Annotated in this window: 16 protein-coding genes and 1 tRNA gene; 5 read left to right on the forward strand and 12 right to left on the reverse strand. The window is 66.9% G+C overall.

Features of this window, described 5'->3' with window-relative positions; genetic code table 11:
• Positions 1 to 11: 11 nt before the first annotated feature.
• Positions 12 to 1766 (reverse strand): HsdM family class I SAM-dependent methyltransferase, encoded by a 1755-nt coding sequence (locus tag OHS58_RS34875; RefSeq protein ID WP_328645298.1) that lies wholly within the window; start codon positions 1764 to 1766, stop codon positions 12 to 14.
• 77 nt (positions 1767 to 1843) lie between these two features.
• Between OHS58_RS34875 and OHS58_RS34880 the strand changes: the two genes are divergently transcribed.
• On the forward strand, positions 1844 to 2587 hold the full coding sequence (locus OHS58_RS34880) for a PP2C family protein-serine/threonine phosphatase (protein ID WP_326945071.1): 744 nt from the start codon (positions 1844 to 1846) through the stop codon (positions 2585 to 2587).
• Positions 2588 to 2645: 58 nt separating this feature from the next.
• A tRNA-Ser gene (locus OHS58_RS34885) sits at positions 2646 to 2730 on the forward strand.
• Between the two features lie 90 nt (positions 2731 to 2820).
• Here the strand turns inward: OHS58_RS34885 and OHS58_RS34890 are convergent.
• The 10 genes from OHS58_RS34890 to OHS58_RS34935 form a co-directional block, all read right to left on the reverse strand.
• Complete coding sequence (locus OHS58_RS34890; RefSeq protein ID WP_328645299.1) at positions 2821 to 4167, reverse strand: tyrosine-type recombinase/integrase; 1347 nt, start codon at positions 4165 to 4167, stop codon at positions 2821 to 2823.
• Positions 4168 to 4180: 13 nt separating this feature from the next.
• Positions 4181 to 4483 carry a helix-turn-helix domain-containing protein gene (locus tag OHS58_RS34895; RefSeq protein WP_328645300.1) on the reverse strand — a complete coding sequence of 101 codons (303 nt, stop codon included), beginning with the start codon at positions 4481 to 4483 and terminating at the stop codon, positions 4181 to 4183.
• A 288-nt stretch (positions 4484 to 4771) separates the two neighbouring features.
• Complete coding sequence (locus OHS58_RS34900; RefSeq protein ID WP_328645301.1) at positions 4772 to 5926, reverse strand: DUF3631 domain-containing protein; 1155 nt, start codon at positions 5924 to 5926, stop codon at positions 4772 to 4774.
• A 35-nt stretch (positions 5927 to 5961) separates the two neighbouring features.
• Positions 5962 to 6321, reverse strand: coding sequence for a hypothetical protein (locus OHS58_RS34905; protein WP_328645302.1), 360 nt, complete (start codon positions 6319 to 6321; stop codon positions 5962 to 5964).
• 234 nt (positions 6322 to 6555) lie between these two features.
• Positions 6556 to 8835, reverse strand: a complete 2280-nt coding sequence (locus OHS58_RS34910; protein ID WP_328645303.1) for an FtsK/SpoIIIE domain-containing protein — start codon at positions 8833 to 8835, stop codon at positions 6556 to 6558.
• Positions 8835 to 9737 (reverse strand): hypothetical protein, encoded by a 903-nt coding sequence (locus OHS58_RS34915; RefSeq protein ID WP_328645304.1) that lies wholly within the window; start codon positions 9735 to 9737, stop codon positions 8835 to 8837. The genes OHS58_RS34910 and OHS58_RS34915 overlap by 1 nt, the downstream gene beginning before the upstream one ends.
• A complete protein-coding gene (locus OHS58_RS34920) occupies positions 9737 to 9940 on the reverse strand; it encodes a hypothetical protein (protein WP_328645305.1) in 204 nt (67 codons plus the stop codon). The genes OHS58_RS34915 and OHS58_RS34920 overlap by 1 nt, the downstream gene beginning before the upstream one ends.
• On the reverse strand, positions 9940 to 10245 hold the full coding sequence (locus OHS58_RS34925; protein ID WP_328645306.1) for a hypothetical protein: 306 nt from the start codon (positions 10243 to 10245) through the stop codon (positions 9940 to 9942). Before OHS58_RS34925 ends, OHS58_RS34920 begins: the two co-directional genes overlap by 1 nt.
• Before the next feature lie 13 nt (positions 10246 to 10258).
• Positions 10259 to 10489: a hypothetical protein gene (locus OHS58_RS34930; RefSeq protein WP_328645307.1), complete on the reverse strand. Its 231-nt coding sequence runs from the start codon at positions 10487 to 10489 to the stop codon at positions 10259 to 10261.
• A gap of 122 nt (positions 10490 to 10611) precedes the next feature.
• A complete protein-coding gene (locus OHS58_RS34935) occupies positions 10612 to 10896 on the reverse strand; it encodes a hypothetical protein (protein ID WP_328645308.1) in 285 nt (94 codons plus the stop codon).
• 120 nt (positions 10897 to 11016) lie between these two features.
• Between OHS58_RS34935 and OHS58_RS34940 the strand changes: the two genes are divergently transcribed.
• The 3 genes from OHS58_RS34940 (at position 11017) to OHS58_RS34950 (ending at position 14523) form a co-directional block, all read left to right on the forward strand.
• Complete coding sequence (locus OHS58_RS34940; protein WP_328645309.1) at positions 11017 to 11343, forward strand: GntR family transcriptional regulator; 327 nt, start codon at positions 11017 to 11019, stop codon at positions 11341 to 11343.
• 186 nt (positions 11344 to 11529) lie between these two features.
• Complete coding sequence (locus OHS58_RS34945) at positions 11530 to 13005, forward strand: helix-turn-helix domain-containing protein (RefSeq protein WP_328645310.1); 1476 nt, start codon at positions 11530 to 11532, stop codon at positions 13003 to 13005.
• A gap of 54 nt (positions 13006 to 13059) precedes the next feature.
• The gene (locus tag OHS58_RS34950) at positions 13060 to 14523 is read left to right on the forward strand and encodes a hypothetical protein (RefSeq protein WP_328645311.1); all 1464 of its coding nucleotides are present in this window, start codon (positions 13060 to 13062) and stop codon (positions 14521 to 14523) included.
• A 69-nt stretch (positions 14524 to 14592) separates the two neighbouring features.
• On the opposite strand, the gene OHS58_RS34955 is transcribed toward OHS58_RS34950, so the two are convergent.
• The gene (locus OHS58_RS34955) at positions 14593 to 15423 is read right to left on the reverse strand and encodes a hypothetical protein (protein WP_328645312.1); all 831 of its coding nucleotides are present in this window, start codon (positions 15421 to 15423) and stop codon (positions 14593 to 14595) included.
• Positions 15424 to 15863 lie beyond the last annotated feature (440 nt).

The following is a 15863-nucleotide window of genomic DNA, read 5'->3' on the forward strand; positions in this document are numbered from 1 at the left end:
CGGCCCCTGTGCTAATGCGGGGGTGCAACCCCCGCGCCCCGCCCGAGGGGCTCCGCCCCCACGGACCCCCCGACCGCGGTGGTGGGGCGGAGCCGTCCTTCGACGAGTCCGGCAAAGCCTAGCCGGACCAGCTCACGGCCCGTTTCCGCCGCCTCGCGCAGAACGTCGTCGAACTCGGCGAGTTGCTGGAAGACCAGGCCGTACCGGTACTGGACGTCGAGCGGGCAACGCGGGATCCGCACGCGCCTGCTGTCGATCCGGGTCGACGCCGAGGTGGCCGGGAGGTCGGCCGCGCGCAGGCAGCCGGCGAGGAAGTCCGCGTCCAGCCGTTCCGGGTCGACGCGGTAGACGGTGAGCCCGGCCCCCACCGGGTGCGACGGTCCACTGTGGACGTACGCGGTGCCGGTCACCGACGCGACGACGTCACCCGCCTCCGCGACCGGTGGCTCGGCGTCCGCCCGCGCGGCGTGCCGGACCTCGACGACGCCGGCCTTCACCAGCTCGCCGATGGTCGTGAACGTCTGCTCGACGTCCGCCGTCCCGAGCGGCGGCAGGTGCGGCGCCAGCTCGTCGAACCGCTCCCGCACGGCCTGGAACGCCTGCCCCGGGTCCTCGTCCCGGGCCCGCCACCGGGCGGGCGAGAGGTCGACGTCGTCGTCGAGCAGGTCGATGATCCGGACGCCGGATTCCGGCCGGGCCAGGAACTCCAGCCAGTCGATCTCCACTGTGGACAGATCGTCGCCCGCTTCGCCGAGCAGCACGGTGGACGGCGGTCGTTCGCCGGCCACCGGCCGCCGCAGCAGCCAGAGGTCCGGGCCCACCGACGTCAGCGTGACGACCGCGCGGACCGCGCCCGCGCGCAGGAGGTTGCCGCGGATGCGCTTCCCGCTGCGCCGCCCGGCCGCCGCGCCCGGCATCAGGATCGCCACCGTGCCACCGGGTTCGACGTGCGCCAGGCAGTGCTGCACCCAGGCGAGCTCGGGCTCGCCACGCGGCGGCAGGCCGTACTCCCAGCGCGCGTCGCCGACCAGTTCGTCGTGGCCCCAGGCGCGTTCGTTGAACGGCGGGTCGCACAGCACGGCTTCGGCGGTCCGGCCGGCGAAGGCGTCTTCACGCAGCGCGTCGACCGCGTGGACGTCGGCCTCGACGCCGCGCAACCGCAGCCGCAGCGACGCGATCGACGCCGTCATCGGGTCGCTGTCCTGCCCCAGCACGGTCTTCGCGCCGCTCGCGAGGGCGAGCGCGCCGAAGCCGCACGCCGGGTCGAGGATGGCCGACACCGGCCCGACGAGCCGGGCCATCAGCTCGGCGACCGGCTCCGGCGTCGTCGACAACCGCCGCGAGTGCGCCTCGAAGTACCTGCGGCACAACAACTCGAAAGCGTCGACCGGGCCCGTCCGGTGGGTCATCTCGCTGAGCAGCGTGAGCAGTTCGGCGTCGGCGAGCTTGTGGTCGAAGGTGTCGAAGATCCCGGCCTGGAAAGCGAAGAAGACGCCCGCGCGGTTCACGCGCTCGGCGAGGTCGAGGTCGTCACCGAGGGCGCGCAGGCGCTGCCACGCGCGTTCCGCCGCGGACAGCTCGAACTTCTTGCCGCGGGCGTGGAACCAGCCGGCGACGTCGGACAGGCCGAACAGCGGGCTCGACGCCGTGCCGCCGACCGGCTGCGGGAAGTCGGGGTACCGGCGGCGCCAGTTGCTCACCGCGGCCCGGCCGACCCCGCCGAGGCGCGCGATGTCTGCCGCGCTGACCGTGGCGTCGTCGTCCATGGCGAGGACTCTATCGGAGGATGGTCCGTTCAGCCGTCTTGCTTGTGAACTCAGTCAACCAATGCTTTCATGGGAGCATGACACACGATCGGTACGTCCTGCGGTACGCCGCGGGGTCGGACGTCGGCAGGCGGCGCCGGATCAACGAGGACTCGATGTACGCGAGTTCCCGCCTGATCGCCGTCGCCGACGGCATCGGCGGTCAGCCGCACGGCGAAGTGGCCAGCGCGACCGCCGTCGACGTGCTGCGCGAACTCGACGTCGACCTGCGCCGGATCGACCTGACCACCATCGATCTGATCCCGACGCTGACGGGTGTCGTCAAGTCGATCGACGAGCGGCTGACCGAAGTCGCGTCGCAGGAGCCCACCACCGAAGGCATGGGCACCACCCTCACCGCACTGCTCTTCGACGGCGGCACGTTCGCCGCGGCCCACATCGGCGACTCCCGCGGCTACCTCCTGCGCGACGGCGACCTGCGCCGGCTGACCCGCGACCACACGCTCGTCCAAGCGTTGGTCGAAGACGGCCGCGTCGCCGCCGAAGACGCCGACTCCCACCCGCGGCGCTCCCTGCTGATGCGCGCCCTGCAGACGTCGGGCTCGAGCGAGGCGGACGTCTGGACGTTCACCGCGAAGCCGGGCGACCGTTACCTGCTCTGCTCGGACGGCCTCAGCGGCCCGGTCAGCGAACCCACGTTGCGCGACACCCTCGCGGGCATCACGGACCCCGCGGAGCTGGTCGCGGAGCTGATCCGCCTGGCCAACGAAGCGGGCGGCCCCGACAACATCACGTGCGTGGTCGCCGACGTCGCACCCTGACCGCGTCGGCCTGACCCGCCTTCGCAGGCACGGAAGGGCGTCCGGTATCGTCTCCTGCGGAGGATTGGCCGAGCGGCCTAAGGCGCACGCTTGGAAAGCGTGTTGGGTTCACGCCCTCGCAGGTTCGAATCCTGTATCCTCCGCCGTTTCACCAGGCAAAACGCCGGGTGTCCCACTTCGGGACACCCGGCGTTTTCCGTCTTAGTCTCAGTTCTAGTCTCATTCGACCCTGGTCAGGCCACCTCCGGCGCCTCTTCGCCGTCGTCCGGCGGTGCCCAGAGCAGCCCGTCGACACGGCCGGCCACGCCCCGGCGGATGCGGTCGGTCACGTGCTGATACCGCGCGGCCATGGCTGTGCTGGACCACCCCATGATGGACATGACGGTCCGCTCCGGGACCTCCAGCAGCAGGAGAACCGTCGCGGCGGTGTGTCGGGCGTCGTGAAGCCGCCGCTCTCCCACCTTGGCGTCGCGCAGCAGCTCCTTCCAGTGGTGGTAGTCGGTGTTGGGCACGAGCGGCTGACCGGTCGGCTTGGTGAAGACGTAGCCGGTCTCCTCCCAGAGGTCGGCCGCCAGGGCGCGTTCCTGGGCCTGGGCCGCCTGGTGCCGCACCAGCAGCAGCGCGAGTTGCTTGGGCAGCCCGATGTACCGCTTACCGGCTCGCGACTTCGTGGGCGCGGTCTCCCGGCGCGTCGAGACGCGTTGCGGGCAGTACCCGGCGAACTTCCGGCCGCACGGCGTCGAGCAACCGTGTTTGTACTTCGGCCGGAGCCGGTTCCGTCGCACGCCGATTTCGGGCGTGTGGTGCTCGAAGCACTCGGCACAGAACGGGGACTTGTGCTTCTTGCACGCTCGGTCCCACCGGTCCCAGTTCACGTCGGGCCACTGGATCCCCAAGGCCTCACCCTGGCGGAGACCCAACGCGAGGGCGATAGCCCACCGGGCGCTGTTTCGCTTACGCGCGGCGGTTTCCAGGATGCGCTGGATCTCGTCGACGTCGTACGGCTCGTAGTCCTGCTCCTCCACCTTCGGGGCGCGGGCCAGTTCCGCCGGGTTGTCCGTGATGATTTTGCGCTTCTTGGCTTCCTTGAGCGCGGTACGGATGGTGCGGTGAACCTGATGCACCCGGCCGGCGGCGGATCCCTCACGCATCATCTTGCGGTAGAGCTTTTCCAGGTGGTCGGGTTCCAGCCTGTCGCCCGTGTGCGAACGCTGAAGCCGGTGTGCACCCACGCCCGGGATGAGGTGAACCCGGCACGCCACCTCGTACGCGTCCCACGCGTTCTCAGTGATGGTCGGTGGCGCGACGATGTTCTCAAGCCAGTGGGTCAGCCAAGATTCAACAGTCCAGTTCTGCCCAGCCTTCCGCACGCGCCCTTCGTCGCGCTCGTTCTCCCACTCCCGCACTTTGTTCCGGACCTTGGCCTCATCCTTGGACATGGTGTGCCGGCGGTCCGGCTTCCCGTTGTCCTTACGGCCGACCGTCACGCGGCCGTGCCAGTGGCCGTCCGTCTGGCTGAAGTAGACGCTGCTCGCGCCGTTCGGAGCGCGCGTGCCCTCGGGGCGCTTCTTCCTAGCCATTGAAAGTCCTTCCTCAGGCGGCGGCCTCGCCGCCGGAACCGGCGACCAGGCGGGCAGCGAACGCGTCGATGGCGGATACGGAGATGCGGCGGAGCCGGCCGATGCGGACGGATTCCAACGCGCCGGAGCGGACCAGGCTGTAGGCCGTCGTGCGGCCGATGCCGAGCCGTTCCCCGGCTTCTTCGACAGTCAGGAGCACGCGAGGTGGCAGAGGCCGGGGTGCCGGCCGCGCGTCGTCTGCGTCGTGGGCCGCGAGGCGTTCGGCGAGCTGGGCGAGGCCGGCGGCAAGCTGGGAGATGTCGTTGGCGGTAGCCATTGGTGGTGAGCCCTTCGGGTCGTGCTGTCGGTGGCGGTGATGTGCACGGGCTCTCCTCGGGTCTGATGTGGTCGGTTGTCGGTGCTGAGGGGGTAAGCCGTACCAGCCGTACCAGCCTCGTTTTGCCTGTTCAGGTGCGGTACGGCTTGGTTTTGTGGTACGGCTTAAGCCGTACCAAGACGGATGCGGTGGTACGGCTTGAGCCGTACCAGGCGGGGAAGCCGTACCAGGGCTGACCTGCGAAAACGAGGCTGGTACGGCTGGTACGGCTCCCCCGCCCGGCGGGTGTCAGGCCGACCGCGCCCGGCGCAACGGAATCGCTCCCCCGACGGCCTCGCCATCGCGGTCGGCCGGCGGTGTGGACGGGTCCGGGCAGTAGCGCTCCCACGAGTCGGCGAAGTCGCCGCGCCGGTAACCCTTGGCCTGCCCGGCACCGGGGAACCGCATGGTGTCCGACCGGATGCCGTACTCCTTGAGCAGCGTCCCGAGCCGCATGGCGGTGAGCCCGGTCGCGCCGTACTCGCGCCACGGCGACTCGTCCATCGCGCGCAGCCGGTGGAGAAGTTCGGCAGTGGGCAACGCGGTCTCGTCCCCGAACGCGGTCCGGCAGTCGACGAGCAGCCGCTGGCGGTCGGAGTTGCCGTCGTCTTCTTCTGCGGTGGCGGTGAGGGCGAGCACGGCGGCGCGGGAGCGGTCACCCCAACCGGCGCCGGCGTGGTCGGCGACGGCCACAAGCGGTTCCCAGGTGTCGGCGGCGCGGTCTTCCACGGGCATCTCCGGTTCTGCGGCTTCCAAAATGGACAGATCAGCGCGCAACCACGCCCGCAGGTCGTCGGCGAGCACCCGCAGCGCGGGCCGGTCCCGCCGGTGCCGATACGGCGCAACGCTTTCGCCGGGCGCGCGGCGGCGCATCCGCACGATGACGGCGCGGTCCTCGATGGTGTCGGGCATCGCACCGATCCCGGCGAGCGCGGCCATGGCGAAGGTCGGGATGGACTCGACGCGCTGGTTGGTGGCGTCGTAGCGCTTGGCCGGCCGGTTGCGCTGGTGCCCGGCGTTGAGCAACCCGCGCAAGTCCTCGTTCCCCTCGGCCTTCGGCCCGAAGATCGTGTCCGCCTCGTCCACGAGCAGCGTGGGCGGGTCCTCAGACACCGACCGGTAGACCGCCGCCGGGGAGCTGTTGACGGTGATGAAAGGGTTGTGGCAGGTGGCCTCGACGATGTCGAGCAGCCGGGACTTCCCGCAGCGCTTCTCCGGGGCGCGGATCACCAGGCGCGGGGCGTGCGCCCACGCGGGTTGGGCGTGGGTGGCGGCGATCCAGAGGGCGATGGCGTCGGCGGTCTCGGGGGTGGGTAGGGCCACGTATCGGGTCAGCGACGCCCGCAGTGAGTCGAGTAATGCGGCTCCGTCCGGGGTGGACGGTTCGAGGTCGTGAGTGCCCATCGGTGCTCCCCCGTCGTTCGGTGTGGTGGTGGTCATCAGGCGGCCTCTCGCGTGGCGATCCAGGCTTCGACCCGCGCCCAGGACGCGGCGGCCTGTGCGCGGATCTGGTGCGGTGTCAGGGCGGGCCGGGTGACGGCGGCGCGGCGGCGTTCGAGTTCGGCGTAGGTCGGCGCGCCGGCCAGGGCGCGCCAGTCGGCGGCGGCCGACACGGCGTTAGAGGTCTCCCGCAGCGTGCGGCGGCGGTCCCACTCAACCCACTCGGCCAGGAGTTCGACGATGTGCGGGCTGGTGTTGAGCAGTCGCCAGGCGGCGGCGTCGAGGGTGAGCGCGCGGTACTCGGCAAACGGGATGGTGACCCGGACGGCCGGGCCGGCGGCGGTGGTGTGCGTGGTCAAGGCGAGTCCTCACGTCGGTCACACGGGGTGACGATGTGTGGGCGTGTTCAGCCAGAGCTAGGGCCGGGCGGAGAGGGCACTAGCCTGGTTTTCCTGGTGTTTCCGCAGGTCGGAGCGAGGTGGGCCTAGGGCGCTAGTGCGCTGGTCACGACTGCTACGAGTGTCTAGAGGAGGGGTCTAGGTCTAGGGGCGGCGGAGTCTAGGACGGCCGCCGCCCCTAGCCCATAGATCCGGCTACGCTCCGTTGTTCTTGGCGGTGGTGAGAGCGTCCCGCGTGTAGCCGTTGCGGTTAGCGCCCTTGCCCGTGTCGGGGTCGGTGCTCCACACCTGCTTGGGCTTGACGCCATACGGCTTGAGCGCGGTCGCCAAGTTCTGCGCGGTCCACCCCCGGTACTGCGCGGGCCGCAGCTCGGCGAGCCGGGTCACGATGGCGTCGGACCAGAGCTTGTCCTCACCCCGAGCGAACACCGCGACGGTGTCGGCCAGCGGGTCCAGCCGCGCGGCCTCGACGTCCACGGCCTCGCCGGCGGCGTAGCCGGTGATGTTGCCCAGCGCCTCACGCCGGGTCCGGGCGCCGGCGGCGATCTTCTTGGCGTCGGTGGCGTCCTTGTAGACGCTGCGGACGATCTGTGCGTCGTCGCCCTCACCGGCGAGGTAGCCGATGCCCCGGTCGGAGCGGGCGAACATCGTGGCCCGCACCCCGGACTTGTACTGCGACGTCCCGAGAACCATGTCATTGGCCTGCTGCCCCATCACCTTGAGACAGAACCGCAATATCGCGTTGGCGGAGATGCCCGTGGGCAGCGACTTCGCGTCCGGGCGCTGCGTGGCCAGGATCAGCGTGATCCCCAAGGCGGGGCCGCGCTTGACCAGGTCGGTGCAGATCTCCTCCAGTTCCTCGCCGTGTTCGGGGTGCTCGAACCACACCTGGCACTCGTCCACCCCGACCACGATGGGCGCGAGCCGCAAGTCCTTGCGCGCGGCCAATTCCGGGGTGACCTTGTTGTCCGGGCAGACCGACTCGGGCAGGTTGCGGATCACCTTGGTGCGGCGGCGCATCTCCTCGCGCAGCTCCCGCATCTCCACCACCATGCGTTCGATGTCCTCGGGGTCATCGCCCACGCCGTAGGCCTGCGCGCACTGCCCCAGCGGGGACAGGTCACCGGTGCCTTTGAGGTCGTAGGCGTAGAGCACCGCGCGCGGGTCGAGGGCGGCGATCAGCAGCAGTTCCCGCAGCGTGACCGTCTTGCCCATGCGCGGGACCGCGCCGATCACCATGGACGCGAACATCAGCGTGATGGGCACCCAGCGGCCGCGCTGGTCGGTACCGAAGGGCTGGGCCTTGAACAGGTCGACCGTCGCGCCAGGCTTGGCCAGCGGCCACGGCTTCTGCTTGGCCTTGGACATGTCGGTGTCCCCGACCCACAGCACCAACCGTCCTTCGTGGACCTTCGCATCCCCTTCCGGCCACACGCACCCGATCTGGCGGCGCAGGGCGGAGGACAGCTCGTCGCGCTTGGCGATGATGTCACCGGCCGTGACACCCAACGGCAGGTCGACATCCGCGCGCCAGCCGTCGCCGTCGCGGGCGATCGGGTTCGGGAACTCGATGCGCTTGCCCTTGGCGTAGGCCTGGTTCAGGCCACCGATCCCGAGGGAGCAGAGGGCGTCCTCGATCATCGACGACGTCAGCTTGGGTGTCTTGACCGCGTCCACGGCACGGCCGGCGACCGGCTTGTCCGCCGGGGCGCCCCACCAGCCCACGAGCGTCATCGCGACGACCAGGCCGGTCCAGTTCCAGAACGGCGTCACGAACGTGATGCACAGGTAGACGATCGCCAGGAGCACGACCACGGCGAACATCACCGGTCCCATGCGGCGGCGGACGGTTTCGTTGCGGATCTCGCGCAGCTTCATGTACAGCTCGGCGTCGGCGCGGTCGCGGGCGTTCATACGGACCGGGTGGGATTCCGCGTCGTACACCCACGCGCGCAGCCGGGCGACCAGGCGGCCGGCCGCGCCGAACGAGCGCAGGAACGCGGTCGGCACGTACACCGGCACCCGCAGCGCGTGGAACGCCGTGGTGTGGGCGGCGTAGCGGACCAGGAACCGGGCGCGGGAGCGAAACTCCTCGGCCGAGGTCAGCCAGCGCGCGACCAGCGGCCGGGCGGTGGCGTTGCCGGCGGTCTCCCACCACGTCGGCTTCGTCGCGGGCGGGTCGACCAGCCGGACGACCGTGCCGGGCTCCGCGTCGTCGGCGGCGGGCCGGTCCTGCTCCGGGATCTCCTCAGGCGTGCGAGCGGTGTCGGGACGGATCGGGACGACGTTCCCGGCCCGGGTGGTGGCGGTGTCGGTGGCGGCCGGGTCGGTGTTCACGGTGTCGTCGCCGGTGGCGTTCACGGGCGCGTCGGCCGGGGTGTTCGTGGACGGGTCGGGCGTGCTGTTCACGGAAGGAAGCCCTTCGGGGTCGGGTCCGTTCACGGACTCAGGCGTGTGGTCGGCGGTGGTGGACATCAGGCGGCCTCCTCCTGGTCGGCGGTCACGGGCTGGTCGGCGGGCACCGGCGCGACGGCCGGGCGGGCGGTTTCGGCGGTCAGGTCGTCGGCGACGTTCTTGCTGGTGCCACGCGAGATCTCCGGGCACACGGACCGGACCCAGGCCGGGGTGATCTCGATCCCTGGTGCCCACGCGGCGCGGGCATCGGCCAGGTAGTCGCCACGCAGCTTCCGCGTGGGTTTCGCGGCGGGCTTGCGGGCCGGACGGCGACGCGGCCGGGTGGCCGGCGCGGGCGTCTCCCCCACGTTGTCCTCCGCCGAGGCAGGCTCGGCGGCCGGAGCGTCGGCGGCGGGCTGTCCCGTGAACGCGGTCCCGGCGGCGGCCATGACGGCTTCGGTGAGCTTGTCCCGCAGCACCGGCGCGGTCTCTGCCGCGAGGAACACCAGCACCGGCGGCACCGAGTGCAGCACCACCCCGGCCACGTCGAAGTGGGTCCAGGACTTCCAGGTGTTCATGACATAGGTGGCCAGGAACGCGAACCACTTCGTCCGGTGCGCCCACCGGCCGGTGTCGACCTGGTACCGGGCGGTCACCTGCTCCGCCCGCAGCACCGCCACGAGAACGAGCGACACCATCGGGTCCAGCAGCCACCCGGCCAGCCACCCGAGTGACCAGGTGGCCGCACCGGCGGCGGCGAAGGACTGGACGTTGACCATCGTGAACGCGAGCCCGAGGAAGATCCCGAGCCAGATCACGGCGTCGATCTGGGTGCGGACCTTCTCCACCCGCAGCGCGACGACGTCGGGGTGGTTGGCCAGGCGGCGGACCTGCGCGGCGGTGGCGGCGTCCTGGGCGAGCTTGTCGGCCTCGGTCAGCGGCTGGTGCTGCGCGTCCTGCGGGATAAGGGTTTCGGTGCTCATCAGCTCTCCCCCCACTTCGTGTCGTGCGTGCGGTTCCAGCGGTCCTGGCGGCCTTCCAGCTCGGCGTCGAGGACCAGGCGGCGCTGGTCGTCGGTCAGCTCGCCGAGGACGCCGCTGCGGTGTTCCGGCTTGAGGCCGGACAAGAGGGTGTGGACGACGGCGGCCGCGATGGCGTCGTCTTCGGTCTTCTTCTTGCCGAACATCAGCGACGACCCCCACGGGTGGTGTGGACGATTTCCGTGATGGCCATCAGCCGCACGATCGTGGCGGCGGCCAGCAGCGCCGGCACGAGCAGCGCGATCCAGGTGGCGGTCGTGTTCTGGATTTTCACGATCACCAGCCACTGGACGAACGCGATGATCGCCGTGGCCAGGACCAGCCGGATCGTGTTGCCGGTCATGCGGGTGACCTCGCGAACGCCCTTCTGGGCCCTCACCGCGGACTTGCGGCCAGAGCGCCACACGGAGAACACACCGACCAGCGCGAGGCCACCGAGGACCATCAGCATCTGCGTGGACATCTCAGGCCACCTCTGAGACGCCGAACAGGTCAGCCTGGCCGGGCGCCTGCCAGTCCCCGCCGTGCCACACCGCGTCGAGCGCGATGCCGTGTTCGACGCGGATGATCGGCTCGGTTTCCGCGAGCCAGGCGCGGCGCGTGGCGGCCGGGGCCTTGGCCCACGACCGGCCGGTGTCAGTGAACCGGCGGATCGCCAAACGCTCGATCGCGCGGGGAGTCAGGGTGCTTACCATGGGAGACCTCTCCGAGTAGCTACCTGCGTGGTGGTTGGGGAGACCCGACGCGGCGTGCGCGTTCTTGGCGGGATGAGCCGCCGTGTCGGGGCCAAATGCGACGGGGATGGCGAGTCGGACCGTCATGCGGCTTCCCCGCTCTCGGCCGTGTCGAGCCGGAACGGCAGGACCCGCAGCGCCGCGCGGCTGGTGCGCCGGCGAGTGCGGTGGGCGTGCTGCGGATCGGTGAACGCGTGCCGGGTACGGGACTCAGCCACGGCCGTCGCGGCGGTCAACTCCTGGTCGACATCGGCGATCAGCGCGTCGATCGCCGACTCGTCCAAGCCGTCCGGGCAGTGCCCGTGAACAGCGGAAACGCCGTCAGCGGCGACACGGACAACGCGGTTGGTGATGTGCGCGGACTTCATGGGGAACCTTTCGATCGAGTGCCTTATTGCGCCCTAGTGCACCTTATGGTGCTTAGGTAAGTCAAGGACGCACGTGTGGCGCATTAGGGTGATGTTGGTTTTTCTGCGTACCCTGGCCAGATGCCTATCGATCAGCAGGGAGCGCAGCCGCTAGGCGCACAGATCAGGGATGACCTGGTCCGACGCATCCGAGCCGGCGAGTTCGCCCTCGGAGAGAAGATCCCGTCGCTCAAGGCGTTGGCCGGGACGTACAACGTCGCCGAGCTGACCGTCCACAACGCCATCCGCGAGCTGCAGCACGCCGGCGTGCTCGAGTCCGCCGCCGGGCGCGGCACGTTCGTCCGGAGCTTCCCGGATGAGAGCGCCCCCGCCGATGACGTCGTCGCCCTCCGAGCCGAGGTTGCCGATCTCCGTCGCCGGGTAGAGGAGCTTGAGAAGCGGTCGTGATGTCCGGCCGTTCGCGCCTTGGTTCGTGATCATGGAGCTAGCTTCACCCGTGAGCGCCACCACAGTCCAAGGCCGGACAGTCCTAACGCCGCTCCCGCATGACAGCTAGGCATAACCACAGGTCAAACCCCGTCTAGCTTCGCCCGATCGCAGCCGAAAAGATCGAAACGAAGGGACTTGCCCCCAGTGGAAGCAGACCAGCCGTGGCTCTCGCCGAGGTCGACAACCGAGGTCGAACTGAACACCGGGCTGCTTGCCGAGGTCCTGAAGGAGTACCGGAAGACGAACGAACTCAACCAGGCCGATCTTGCCCAGATCCTCAACATGGACCAGTCGTACATCTCGAAGATCGAGACCGGCCAACGGCAGGTCCGCGACCTGGACACGCTGCTGCGGGTCGCCAACCAGCTCAGCATCTCCCCCTCGCGCCTCGGGCTATCCAAGGAGCTGCTGCAGCCCGTCGCTCCCCCCTCGACGTCTGCACTGGTCAACGAGGTCGACCCGGTCGCGGTGAGCCAGGACGAGTGGCGCCGGATGCGGCGCGAGCTCAACACCCGGCGGCGCGAACTCGCCGAGGCGGCCGCGTCGCTTTACCGGCCGGAAGCGCGCATCGGGAAGGCCCCGCTGATCGCCCGGCGGGAGTGGATGCCGCCGGCACCGGTACGCCTGGAGGACATCAAGCTTGAGTGGGCGGACCACCGGGTCCCCATCACGGTCACCGGCACCGAACCCGAGGCGGAGAAGGCGTTGCCGCTCCGCGCGCCGGGCCGCCGTTTTGAGCGGTACACGTCAGCGATTAAGTACCTCGACCCGCCGTCGCTGTTCGAGAACCGCACGAGCTACCGGCTGCTGGACGTCGACCTGACGCCGTCGAACGAGCGAATGACGTTCGGCCTGGCCACGTACTTCGACAAGCTCGACCTGTCCGAGGCCATCGCGCACGAGCTGGCTGTTGCGCAGGCTCCGAATCGGAAGATGCCGCGCGCGGACTGGTCTGAACTCCCACTGCGCGGCCTGATCGGCGACCCATTCGACCTGGAGCGGCGGCCGGTCATGCCCGCGATCGAGACGCTGACACTCCGCCGCCAGCGCGACACTGGCAAGGCAACGTTCCTGCTGCACTGGCGCGACCCAGCCAAGGTGGCGACGGCCGCCGGCATCTACGGCCTCATCCCGGCCGGCGAGTTCCAGCCATCGTCGGTGGGGGCCTGGGACAAGGAGAACGACTTCGACCTGTGGCGCAGCATGGTTCGGGAGTACTCCGAGGAGATCCTCGGCGAGCCGGAGCGGGACGGCAGCCAGGGCGAGCCGCTCGACTACGAGAACTGGTCGCTATACCGCGATCTTCAGGCCGCGCGCGAGAAAGGCCGCGTTACTGCCTACTGCCTTGGCATTGGACTGGACACCCTCACCCTCACTGCCACCATCCTCACAGTCGTCGTGATAAACGATGACGTATTCGACGAGCTATTCGGCCAAGCTGTTGACGTCAACGCCGAGGGAGTACTAGTCACAGCGTCCGACTCTTCGTCCGTTTCCGACGGCGTTCCCTTCACCGAGGAGAGCGTCCAACGCCTGCTAACTAAAGAGCCGATGGCATCTCCTGGAGCCTGCATCTTGGAGAGAGCATGGCGCTTCCGGGACAAGATTCTCGAAGATTGAGCCAAAGTCAGCCCACAGACATCTCGTGCCAACGATCACAGATTCGAGACTGAAATGCCTAGAGTTAATAGCCTCAGCGATCGCGACACCCTTGTTAACCTTGCCTTAATTGCAACGAAAGACGTTATTGATAAACTTAAGACCTTAAAGGATTCTGGTCACAAGTTCAAGAAGACCCCCGCTCGTAAATTCTCAGAACATGACGGAATTCAACCTACCTTCCGCAAAATTGAAACCAGCTCATACAAAGACGGATATGACGACTTTGGAAGCATTTTCGCATTCAGAGAACAATGGGAGGCCAAGTACAGGTACACTGACATTGAAGGGTTCACTGAAATCCTTGAATTCGCCAGTCAGCACGAAGAGCTGATGCGCTTTCTAAATCTAAACTCCGAGGACAACAATCGCCCTCACTTAGTAGAAATCAGCGTTGGCGAGCTTCTGACAACAGCTTCAGCGCAATACATTTTCGACAATGGCTGGGAAGTAGAAGATGACAAGCTTCACACTACAGTCGAGAAGCTTGTCAACTGGTGGGTCCTCCCGGACGTACCGATCGAACTAGTCGTACCGATCCTCAACGTCTCTTTTGAAGTCGACCACTTTGCTTTAGACAACTCAACAAGGGTTGAGCGAATGAGTGATGACCTGAAGCTCTCCTGCTGGCCCAGCAGGCCTCGCGTGAACGACCACGAGACAGTGCAACGGATGGCAACTCACGTTGTCATCCTCAGTCATTGGACACTACCAAATCTGAGCGCTTTAGGGTGGATGTTTACAACGAAAGACGAACCAATCGATGCCCCAACACTCGATCGCTTCTTTCAAGCCTTATCAACGATCATTCCCGAGCCCAGCGGCTACTTACAGGTAGCATATCGCCCCTTAGGTTGGAGCCACACATTTTCCGGACCCCTACCCGAGATAATCCAAGGTCCACTAATCCCGCAACACTCGTCGAAAATGAAAGGCGCCGACGAGCCCGGGCGAATCCTGAGCACTGACGAAACCTTGCTGGTTCAACAGGCGTTTACCGCACTCCAATCAAATGAAAAGACAATATCAATTGCCGGGCAACGCCTTTGGGAAGCCGAACGGCGAACCAGTGACGTTGATCGAATAATTGACCTTTGCATCGGCATTGAAGCTCTAGTATCAGGCGAATCGCCCGGTGACACCACGTACAAGATTTCAGTTCGCACCGCCGCAGTTCTTGCCGATCTCGGAATCAATGACCCAAATGAAGTCATGAAAGCCGCGAAGACAGTCTACGCGTTGAGGTCCGCAGTAGTGCACGGACGAGAAAAGCCAAGCGCAGCCGAAGTCACACTAGGAGGCGAAACCCTGAACACGATCGACGCTGCACGTTACTTCCTTCGCAACTTGCTCCACGCACGATTGCGCACACCGGAGCTGACTCCCGATCAAATCGATGCGCGGATCATCGGCGGAGCCCTAGCTCTCTGGCAACAAACGAGTACAGAACGCTCGGCCGACGAGTCCACTACCATCTGACTCCCATCCCGACACCTCGCCGTGCAACAGTCAGAATAGTGATACCGGCAGCCACGTTCGACCAAGAGATTAAGTCGCAGACCCGTCTCGCCGTCGGTGAAATGTAATCCCGGGCATAGGGTACGACTCATACCGCCCTGTGCAGATCTCGGAAAATCCGACAGGCGGAACCGACATAGATAATTCGGTCACACCTCGTACACCATCAGCATCGTAGCCATACAGTCCAGCGACCGGATTATCAGCTTCACCGATTCTCGCACGAAGCTCTTCGCTAGCAAGAAACATATCTCGATGCCTTGCTAACATTTTTATCTGATCGACTGTCGGCTTAAATCTATTTGCGAATACCGCAACCGTACCGCCGTTATTGAGCTGCAACTCGCCCACGCGAACGGCGCCATCAATAGTCAAGTAGAATAGCGAAGACGGATCACGGAAGACGATATGGATATTCAACCAGTATCCACGACCAGGATCTTCGATCCATTGGATCCCATCACGGTCAGGCACTGATAGCTCATATTCGCGCAACTCGCCGCGAGGTATTGTGATGTAGTACGCCCTACGCCAGCCGTCCGTAAACGGATCCGGCATCATCCACCGGTCTAGGTGTCGCTCGGAGTTCCTTTCGAAGTATTCCATAGCAACATTGGAAAGATATGAATGTTGACACATGCCCGATTCGTGAAAACTAACCTTCATTACACCACTGGTTGGAATCGTGACCATGTAAACATCAGAGCTATTCCGCGACGAGAAGATCTTATGTACCGTGGACTTGATCCCGACAGGCTGTCCTACTGCGAACTTGAACCCTTCACCTGGCTGCGCCACCTGGAACTCATCAGGAGTCCGCGCAGACTCAAGTCCGCCGCCTTGCGCGTCCTCGCCGTCCATACCGGTTGAGACGTCTCACCCACGCGGGTTGTTACACCCCTAGGCGCCCCCGCCAGACCTCTGGAAGGGGAGACTTTGCAGGTCAACGGTCACTTTCCTGATCCGTTCAAAACCCGTCCAGTGCTAGTTCGAATCTCGCCGGGGCACTCGCGACGACTAACACAGGCCCGCCCCTGAACAGGCAAGGCCCGGCCGGGAGCTGACCTTGTCGTGCCTGGTCACAACCGGTGACGAACGGCAGAAGACGGCCAAGTGCGGCCCATTCCCGGTCTCACGCCGACGCCTGACGGACTCCAGCTCGTCGGCCTGCGGAGAACCAATGGGCGACCTGGCCGACTGGACAGTCATTCGGCGAGCAGGCGGCGTACTCACGTCTCGCATCACGGTGTATCAGTGGCAGCCCTGGCGTCGACTTGTTAGGCGTGAGTACTCAGGATGCA

Source organism: Amycolatopsis sp. NBC_00348 (assembly GCF_036114655.1).
In the GTDB taxonomy this organism is placed as follows: domain Bacteria; phylum Actinomycetota; class Actinomycetes; order Mycobacteriales; family Pseudonocardiaceae; genus Amycolatopsis.

Coding starts and splice junctions, on each gene's coding strand:
- OHS58_RS34875 (WP_328645298.1), bottom strand. CDS start 1,766: ATGGACGACGACGCCACGGTCAGCGCGGCAGACATCGCGCGCCTCGGC.
- OHS58_RS34880 (WP_326945071.1), top strand. CDS start 1,844: ATGACACACGATCGGTACGTCCTGCGGTACGCCGCGGGGTCGGACGTC.
- OHS58_RS34890 (WP_328645299.1), bottom strand. CDS start 4,167: ATGGCTAGGAAGAAGCGCCCCGAGGGCACGCGCGCTCCGAACGGCGCG.
- OHS58_RS34895 (WP_328645300.1), bottom strand. CDS start 4,483: ATGGCTACCGCCAACGACATCTCCCAGCTTGCCGCCGGCCTCGCCCAG.
- OHS58_RS34900 (WP_328645301.1), bottom strand. CDS start 5,926: ATGGGCACTCACGACCTCGAACCGTCCACCCCGGACGGAGCCGCATTA.
- OHS58_RS34910 (WP_328645303.1), bottom strand. CDS start 8,835: ATGTCCACCACCGCCGACCACACGCCTGAGTCCGTGAACGGACCCGAC.
- OHS58_RS34915 (WP_328645304.1), bottom strand. CDS start 9,737: ATGAGCACCGAAACCCTTATCCCGCAGGACGCGCAGCACCAGCCGCTG.
- OHS58_RS34920 (WP_328645305.1), bottom strand. CDS start 9,940: ATGTTCGGCAAGAAGAAGACCGAAGACGACGCCATCGCGGCCGCCGTC.
- OHS58_RS34925 (WP_328645306.1), bottom strand. CDS start 10,245: ATGCTGATGGTCCTCGGTGGCCTCGCGCTGGTCGGTGTGTTCTCCGTG.
- OHS58_RS34930 (WP_328645307.1), bottom strand. CDS start 10,489: ATGGTAAGCACCCTGACTCCCCGCGCGATCGAGCGTTTGGCGATCCGC.
- OHS58_RS34935 (WP_328645308.1), bottom strand. CDS start 10,896: ATGAAGTCCGCGCACATCACCAACCGCGTTGTCCGTGTCGCCGCTGAC.
- OHS58_RS34940 (WP_328645309.1), top strand. CDS start 11,017: ATGCCTATCGATCAGCAGGGAGCGCAGCCGCTAGGCGCACAGATCAGG.
- OHS58_RS34950 (WP_328645311.1), top strand. CDS start 13,060: ATGCCTAGAGTTAATAGCCTCAGCGATCGCGACACCCTTGTTAACCTT.
- OHS58_RS34955 (WP_328645312.1), bottom strand. CDS start 15,423: ATGGACGGCGAGGACGCGCAAGGCGGCGGACTTGAGTCTGCGCGGACT.